The 7,186-nt window shown below is 62.3% G+C and carries 7 protein-coding genes; 6 read left to right on the top strand and 1 reads right to left on the bottom strand.

Features of this window, described 5'->3' with window-relative positions; genetic code table 11:
* Positions 1–393 precede the first annotated feature (393 nt).
* From speE to AAF358_26480, 6 genes are all read left to right on the top strand, one after another.
* Complete coding sequence (gene speE, locus AAF358_26505) at positions 394–1,236, top strand: polyamine aminopropyltransferase (protein MEM7709128.1); 843 nt, start codon at positions 394–396, stop codon at positions 1,234–1,236.
* Positions 1,237–1,283: 47 nt separating this feature from the next.
* Positions 1,284–2,525, top strand: a complete 1,242-nt coding sequence (locus tag AAF358_26500; protein MEM7709127.1) for a cytochrome P450 — start codon at positions 1,284–1,286, stop codon at positions 2,523–2,525.
* A gap of 92 nt (positions 2,526–2,617) precedes the next feature.
* On the top strand, positions 2,618–3,514 hold the full coding sequence (locus tag AAF358_26495) for a fructose bisphosphate aldolase (protein MEM7709126.1): 897 nt from the start codon (positions 2,618–2,620) through the stop codon (positions 3,512–3,514).
* Positions 3,515–3,709: 195 nt separating this feature from the next.
* On the top strand, positions 3,710–4,600 hold the full coding sequence (locus AAF358_26490; GenBank protein ID MEM7709125.1) for an RnfABCDGE type electron transport complex subunit D: 891 nt from the start codon (positions 3,710–3,712) through the stop codon (positions 4,598–4,600).
* Positions 4,597–6,012 carry a DUF2330 domain-containing protein gene (locus tag AAF358_26485; protein ID MEM7709124.1) on the top strand — a complete coding sequence of 472 codons (1,416 nt, stop codon included), beginning with the start codon at positions 4,597–4,599 and terminating at the stop codon, positions 6,010–6,012. The genes AAF358_26490 and AAF358_26485 overlap by 4 nt, the downstream gene beginning before the upstream one ends.
* Before the next feature lie 189 nt (positions 6,013–6,201).
* Positions 6,202–6,744 (top strand): YkvA family protein, encoded by a 543-nt coding sequence (locus tag AAF358_26480; GenBank protein MEM7709123.1) that lies wholly within the window; start codon positions 6,202–6,204, stop codon positions 6,742–6,744.
* A 25-nt stretch (positions 6,745–6,769) separates the two neighbouring features.
* On the opposite strand, the gene AAF358_26475 is transcribed toward AAF358_26480, so the two are convergent.
* The gene (locus tag AAF358_26475; protein MEM7709122.1) at positions 6,770–7,111 is read right to left on the bottom strand and encodes a P-II family nitrogen regulator; all 342 of its coding nucleotides are present in this window, start codon (positions 7,109–7,111) and stop codon (positions 6,770–6,772) included.
* Positions 7,112–7,186 lie beyond the last annotated feature (75 nt).

Genomic DNA, 7,186 nt, shown 5'->3' with positions numbered 1-7,186 from the left:
TATTGGCGCCCAAGGGGGCTCCCTTCGGGCGCGTCCCACAAGGCCTGGAGCGGCGTTGCGAACCATGGCCAGGGAACCACCCTGGCCGGCGGCTCGCGCCTAACTCCAGGGCCTTGTGGACACGCGCTGAAATACAACTAACTTTCCAAACAGGGCACTAGGTTACCGTAGAATCCCCATTTTACCGGCTCACGCCGGCTGGGTCAGGTGCCTTTTCACCTGGTGCCGTGGTCCGGCGTTGCGTCTCTAATTCCCGAAAACCCTGCGCGGCATCGTCTTCGGTTCTGCCTGCCCATACATTGGACGGACAAGCTATTGGATGCGTTGCCTTCAATTCGGTTCCCGGCACGCCTGAGGGGCGCGCTACAATCGCGCTTTTGATCTCCAGCCGCTATGCCTGCACCATTTTGGGTCGACGAGCGCCACGAGAGCGGCAGCGCCATCGGGTTTGAGATGGTTGAACTGCTGACCGAGGAGCGCACGCCCTTTCAACACATCAAAATCTTCGAGAGCCGTGGCTTCGGCCGGGTGATGTCGCTGGACGATTGCTGGATGTTGACCCAGCGCGAAAACTATCTCTATCACGAGATGATGTCTCACCCGGCTCTCGCTTGCCACGATCGGCCTTCGCAGGTCGCCATTGTCGGTGGCGGCGACTGCGGCGTGCTGCAGCAGGTGCTGCGACATGAAACGGTCACGCAGGCTACGCAGATCGAAATCGATGAGCGCGTCACCCGGTTGTCTGAGCAATTCTTCCCGGAACTCTGCGCCAGTAATGCCGACCCACGAGCTCGGTTGTTGTTCGAAGACGGGTTGGCCTGGGTCGCCCGCCAGCAGAAATCATTGGACGTGCTGGTCATTGACAGCACCGATCCCGTCGACATGGCAGCAGGCCTTTTTGAACAGGGCTTCTATGAGTCCTGCCATCAGGCGCTAAAGGGTGATGGCATCCTGGCGCTACAGAGCGAGTCACCTATGCTTCACGTTTCGCTCATCTCCCAGATTCGCGAGCGGCTTGCCGCGTCCGGCTTTGTGGAAATTCGGCACCTGCTGTTTCCCCAGCCTTGCTATCCCGGTGGGTGGTGGAGCGCCACCCTGGCAAGCGCGGGAACCAGACTCGATCGATTTCGCGATCTCGATAACCTGATTCCCTGCAACTACTACAGCCGGGCGATCCACCAGGCGGCGTCAACCCTGCCACCCGGACTGGCCAGGTCGCTGGCGCTTAGGCCCTGACGGGTGTGGGCCTGCGGCACGATTCCGACGCCAGGCCTGACGGTCGAATGACCGGCGTTCCCCCAGGAGAAGAGACCAAGGCGCTGGTCGACGGCTTCAATCTGGCCAGCCTGCCACCGGCCTTCTACGACGATCCGTTTCCCGTTTATGCCGCTCTACAGTCTCTCTCGCCGGTTCACGAGCTGCCGGGCGGCGGGTTGTTTCTGACCCGCTGGGAAGACCTGCGCACCGTCTACCAGCAGTCGGCGCTCTTCAGCTCCGACAAGAAAGCCGCCTTCCGGCCGGTTTTTGGGGACACGCTGCTGTATCAGCATCACACCACCAGCCTGGTGTTCAACGACCCGCCGCTGCATACCCGTGTCAGGCGGCTGGTCGCCGGTGCGCTGACATCTCGGGCGATCGCTCCCATGGAATCGACGCTGGATCATCTGCTGGACGAGCTGCTCGACCGAGCGCAGGCCCTGGGCACCATCGACGCGATCGACGATTTTGCCGCGGCTATACCGATCGAGATCATCGCCAGCCTGATGAAGATTCCGCCCGGCGAGCGCCAGCCGCTGCGGGGTTGGTCGCTGGCGATTCTCTCGGCACTGGAGCCCAACCCCAGCGAAGCGATGAAGCAGGACGCTGAGAACGCGGTGAGGGATTTCCTGGCCTACCTGAAAACGCTGATCGGCGACCGCCGGCGCCGACCGCTGGATCCGGACTCTGATCTGCTGACGCGTCTGATCCGGGGTACCGGCATCCGGGACGGACTGACAGAGATCGAGCTGCTGCAAAACTGTATCTTTATCCTGAACGCCGGCCACGAGACCACCACCAACCTCGTGGGGAACGGGCTCCACCTGCTGCTCACCCGGCGGCCCGCACGGGACCTGTTGCTGCAGCGCCCGGAAGTCATCAAGACCGCCGTGGAGGAGGTGCTGCGTTTCGCCAGCCCGAACCAACTCGGCAATCGGGTCAGTACCGACGACACCACGCTCGGTGGCCGGCCGGTACCGGCCGGGACGCAGATCACGCTCTGTATCGGGGCTGCCAACCGGGACCCGGCGCAGTTTAAGAACCCAAACGATTTTGATGTCATTCGCACCCCGAATCGCCACCTGGCGTTTATCAGCGGGCCCCACATGTGTGCCGGTCAACATCTCGCCCGGCTTGAAGGGCAGCTGGCGCTGGCCCGTTTTTTCCAGCGGTTTCCCCATGCTGAGCTGGCCGGGGAGCCGGTTCGCGGCAAACGGGCCCGTTTTCGGGGCTTCAGCAGCCTGCCGGTTGAGCTGATCCCGGGCTAGCGGGCGAAGGGTCGCAGCTGGTGGCCCAGGTCCAAAGGATCACCTAAACTTGCCGCGAAAGTTCTTTCTTTTCGTCAATTTCGAGGGAAAACGTGAGCGACTACGACCAGCAACTGCAGAAAATCCAAACCCAGAACGGCTGCTTCATCGCTGCCCTGGACCAGAGCGGCGGCAGCACGCCCAAGGCGCTGCGCCTCTATGGCGTCGGCGAAGATGAGTACAGCGGCGATGACGAGATGTTTGCCAAGGTGCACGAGATGCGTACGCGGATCATGACCAGCCCGGCGTTCACCGGGGACCGGATTCTGGCGGCGATCCTGTTTGAAAACACCATGGATCGCGACGTGGAGGGGCAGGGCACCGCCAGCTACCTGTGGAACGTCAAAAACGTGGTGCCGATTCTCAAAGTCGACAAAGGACTGGCCGACGAGGCGGACGGCGTGCAGCTGATGAAACCGATGCCCGACCTCGACGACCTGCTGGCGCGCGCTAAGGCCAAAGGGATCTTCGGCACCAAAATGCGCTCGGTCATCAAGAGCGCCAGCGCGTCAGGCATCGCCGCCAACGTGGCGCAGCAGTTCGAAATCGGTAAGCAGATTCTCGCCGCCGGCCTTCACCCGATCATCGAGCCCGAGGTCGACATCAACGCACCGGACAAGGCAGAGGCCGAAGCGATTTTGCACGAGCATCTGATCAAGCATCTGGATGCGCTGGGTGACGATCAGCTGGTGCTGCTCAAGCTGACGCTGCCGGAGCAGGACAATCTGTATGCGGACTGCGTCGCCCATGCCAACTGCATTAAGGTGGTGGCGCTGTCCGGCGGCTATAGCCGGGAGGAAGCGAACGCCCGACTGTCGCGTCAGCACGGCATGGTTGCCAGCTTCTCCCGCGCCCTGTCTGAAGGGCTTTCCGCGGGGCAGAGTGACGACGATTTCAACGCGATGCTGGACGGTTCTATCCAGTCGATTTTCAACGCGTCGGCCACCTGAGAACGACCACACGTTGCTCGCCCTGGAAGGGGGCTTAGGCCCCCTTTTTTTGCGGCGTTTGGCCGCGGCTTAGCGCGACTGCTTTACGCCATCGTTGCCTGGAATTTACCCATTGTTTACCCGGTAACCCCACCATTTCTGCGACGCTAACCTCCCATGGCAGGTCTTACACCTGCGTAGCCGAGGAGGGGCGTCATGCACAGAACAGCAGAGTTCTTACGCGCTGGCCAGGGCGCCTTAAGTCGCTTTCATGCTGACCCACGTCACTGGCAGCTGGTCGCACTCAGCGGGCTGCTTTCACTTTCCTGGCTCGGCAGTGATTTCGGCAGCAGCCCGCAGATTCTCGCGGCAGCGCTCTGCGGTGCGCTCGGTGTAGAGGCACTCGGCGCCTGGTGGCGACGACGAACGGGTCGGAGGCCCAAGCCGCTTCAGTGGAAGTCCGCTTTGATCACGGCTTTTGGGGTCAGCCTGCTGCTGCGGGCTGACGCGCTGTGGATCTGGTCAGCCGCCGCCGCTTTTGCCATCGCGGCAAAATTGCTCCTCCGCTGGAACGGCAAACAGCTTTTTAATCCGGCCTGCAGCGGCATTCTGGCGGCGCTGTGGGTCAGCGGCGGTCAAGCCTGGGTCTCCGCCGGGCAATGGGGTCAGACCTCGCTGGTCGCCGGCTACGCGCTTGGCATGGCGGCCCTGACGCTGTCGAGCGCGCGCCGTCTGGATATTGCGCTGGGCTTTCTCGGGAGCTTTGCGGCGCTGGCCGTCACTCGAGCGCTATGGCTCGGCGACCCGCTGGCCATCGCGTGGCACCAGCTCAGCTCCGGGTCGCTGCTGATTTTTGCCTTTTTTATGGTGACCGATCCCCGCTCCACGCCCGACAGCCGCCGCGGCCGGCTGCTGTTTGCCGCAGCGGTGGCCGTGCTGGCCTCGGCACTGCACTGGGGTCCGAACGTTCAGGCTGCGCCGCTGGTGGCGTTGGCGGCCGTAGGACTCTTGACGCCGCTGCTGGATCAGCACTTGCCTGGCCGGCGCTTCCGGTGGACGGCCGCGGAGCGGCGCCCGCTGATCCCTCATTCTTTGGAGGTTCGATGATGAATACGATTTGCCAGACTCACTCAAACCCCTCGCTTCGCGCGACGGGTTGGCTCCTGCTGCTCTCCCTCAGCGCCGGCTTGATCCCAGCCCCGGCTCAAGCCTTCTGTGGGTTTTACGTCTCCCAGGCCGACACCAGCCTGTTCAACGACGTGTCCAAGGTTGCGCTGGTTCGCGATGGAGACCGAACGGTTGTCACGATGGCGGCTGACTATCGCGGCGACGTGTCCGAGTTTTCCATGGTGATCCCGGTGGTGGACGTGCCGCTGCGCGAGCAGATCAACGTCGCCAATCCGGCGCTGCTCGAGCATCTGGACCGGTACACCGCGCCGAGGCTGGTGGAGTATTACGACCCGGATCCGTGTCAGGATCCGCGGCTTGAGCGCATACGGGTCACCGGCTCGAGAATCAAACGGGCAGATATCGAATCAGCGAGCCCGGTGTTTGCCGTTGACGACAGGGTCACCATCGAAGCGGAATACGAGGTGGGTGAGTACGACATCCTGATCCTGTCGGCTGAGCAGAGTGACGGGCTGATCAGCTGGCTGACCGACAACGGCTACCGGATCCCGGCGGGTGCCGAGGAGGTGGTGGGGGCCTATCTGAAGCGCGGCATGAAGTTTTTTGTGGCTCGGGTTGCGCTGGATCGCCACACCGGGTCATCGGTGCTGCGGCCGCTCCAGATTGCCTACGAGGATGAGAACTTCATGCTGCCGATCCGGCTGGGCACGGTGAATGCCGAGGGTCAGCAGGAGCTGTTCGTCTTCGCTCTAACGCGGCAGGGACGCGTTGAGACCCGCAACTACCGCACCCGGAAACTTCCTTCGGATCTGGACGTGCCGATCTATATCAAAGATGAGTTTGGGGACTTCTATCGCGATCTGTTTACCGAGCAGGTGGCGCAGTCTGACGGGCGTTCCGTGTTTCTGGAGTACGCCTGGGACATGGCGTGGTGTGACCCCTGTGCCGCAGAGCCGCTCAGCCGCGGTGAGCTTCGCTCCCTCGGCGTCATGTGGCTGGATGACGGCCATAACTGGAGCCCTTCCCAGCGGCGATCACGCCAGGGAGTCGATGTCTTTGTCACCCGGCTTCACCTGCGCTACGACGGCGAGAGCTTTCCCGAGGACCTGGATTTTCAGGTCACGGGTGACCGCAGGAATTTTCAGGGCCGTTACGTGCTGCGCCACGCCTGGCGGGGCGATTTTGGTCAGTGCGAAGCGGCTGGGCAGTATGCCGAGTCGCTGGTTTCACGCTGGGATCAGGAAGCGCAAACGCTGGCGAAGCTGACCGGACGAGAGGTTGAGAAAATCAAAAGGCGCATGGCGGCAGAAGGGATGAGCGCCGAAGCGCTCAACGGCTGGAAACAACAGCCCAAGAAGTCCTGGTGGCAACGGCTCTGGGGCAACGGCTGAGATAGGCCAGGCGTTCAAGTTTGGCCTGGCCCAAATCTGCAGCACCAGCTCAAGCGACGCCCTCATGTTGCGGTGATGAGCGAGTGTGTTGCGCCGATTGCGCTAAACGCAGCGATCGGGTCGCAGCCGCGGCGGGACCACTTATGCTGGAGGGCCCCATAAGCTGACCAACCGGCCAAGGAGCTGACCATGTCGCTGAAGATTGTGCTCGAATTGAGTGACGCAGACCTCAAACACTTTCGTGGCGCCATGCGCAAGGCGAGCAGCACCGATAAACCGGTGGAAGAGGTGGTCGCGGCTGCGCGCGAGCTGATCGCCGCAAGCCAGGGCCGCAAGCTGCCGGCGTTTGTCAAAGGGCGGCTCGGCTGTCTGGAGCAGATGGTCGACATGCTGGCAGATCAGGAGTGGAAAATCTCCGGCAAAGACCGGCAGCGCATCGCCAGTGCTTTGGCCTACTTCGCTGATGCTGAGGATCTGATCCCCGATAGCGTTCCGACCCTGGGGTTTGTGGACGACGCCATCATGATCGAGCTGGTCACCCGAGAGCTTAAGCACGACATGGAGGCCTACCGGGATTTCTGCGTCTACCGGGCCAACCACGAGGCTCGGCTCATGGACCGAAAGGACCAAAACACGGCGCGAGAGGCCTGGCTTGCAGACCGTCGGGCGGTCCTGCAGTCGCGAATGCGCCGGCGTCGGCGTTCCGGCACAACCCGCTATATCTGGGGCTGACCGCCCGAATTAACGTGACAGGACACTAGCTCAGCGCGTCGGCGTTGGTTTCGCCGGTACGGATCCGCACCACCTGCTCCAGGGCGTGCACAAAGATTTTGCCGTCCCCGATGCGGTCGGTGTTGGCGGACTGAGCGATCGCTTCGACCACGGCCTCAACCCGATCGTCGGTGACGGCGATCTCCAGCTTCACCTTCGGAAGAAAGTCGACGACATACTCGGCGCCTCGGTAGAGCTCCGTGTGCCCTTTCTGACGGCCGAAGCCCTGGACTTCGGTTACCGTGATGCCCTGCACGCCGATTTCGGACAGGGCGGAACGTACGTCATCGAGTTTGAACGGTTTGATCACCGCCGTCACCATTTTCATTGGTCTATAGCTCCTAGTTTCAGATCGCTTACTTCATGGCGCCATGCATGAACTCGGGGTAGGCCTCCATGCCAC

Source organism: Pseudomonadota bacterium (assembly GCA_039033415.1).
Lineage (GTDB): Bacteria > Pseudomonadota > Gammaproteobacteria > Xanthomonadales > SZUA-38 > JANQOZ01.
This window is presented reverse-complemented; position numbering and strand designations above follow the sequence as displayed.

Bases quoted from the DNA above. Each gene is read 5' to 3' on its own strand.
- speE (MEM7709128.1), top strand. From the start codon at position 394: ATGCCTGCACCATTTTGGGTCGACGAGCGCCACGAGAGCGGCAGCGCC.
- AAF358_26500 (MEM7709127.1), top strand. From the start codon at position 1,284: ATGACCGGCGTTCCCCCAGGAGAAGAGACCAAGGCGCTGGTCGACGGC.
- AAF358_26490 (MEM7709125.1), top strand. From the start codon at position 3,710: ATGCACAGAACAGCAGAGTTCTTACGCGCTGGCCAGGGCGCCTTAAGT.
- AAF358_26485 (MEM7709124.1), top strand. From the start codon at position 4,597: ATGATGAATACGATTTGCCAGACTCACTCAAACCCCTCGCTTCGCGCG.
- AAF358_26480 (MEM7709123.1), top strand. From the start codon at position 6,202: ATGTCGCTGAAGATTGTGCTCGAATTGAGTGACGCAGACCTCAAACAC.
- AAF358_26475 (MEM7709122.1), bottom strand. From the start codon at position 7,111: ATGAAAATGGTGACGGCGGTGATCAAACCGTTCAAACTCGATGACGTA.